Raw genomic sequence first — 344 nt, forward strand, 5'->3', positions numbered from 1 at the left:
CCGCTCACTGTGTGGCAGAAGCAGGCCGAGTAGCGTGGATCGTGAACGCTGCCGATACGGCCTGGCACGCCGGCGACTACTCCGTCAACAAGCGTTCTATCGGGATTGAGTGCAACCCACGCATGAGCAGCGCAGACCTGGAGACCATCGCGGAGCTGATCGCCAATATCCGCCGCGATTACGGCTGGCGCATCCCCCTGGCCAAGCATAACGATTTCTACAATACTGCCTGCCCCGGCACGTATGCGGGCAAGCTCGCCTGGCTGGACGCACGCGCCGAAGACATCCGCCGAGGGGCCCCTGCCAGCGTAAGCCCGAAAGCAGACCCGGCCCCCACCCCCGGC

Annotated in this window: 1 protein-coding gene; it reads left to right on the top strand. The window is 65.1% G+C overall.

All coding sequences use genetic code 11. The features are described 5' to 3' along the window. Nucleotides 1-11: 11 nt before the first annotated feature. A partial coding sequence (locus QP381_RS08695) for a peptidoglycan recognition protein family protein (protein WP_285068568.1) occupies nucleotides 12-344 on the top strand: 333 nt, incomplete at its 3' end.

Origin of the sequence: Pauljensenia sp. UMB6358, from assembly GCF_030216865.1 — a bacterium.
Taxonomy (GTDB): domain Bacteria; phylum Actinomycetota; class Actinomycetes; order Actinomycetales; family Actinomycetaceae; genus Pauljensenia; species Pauljensenia turicensis_A.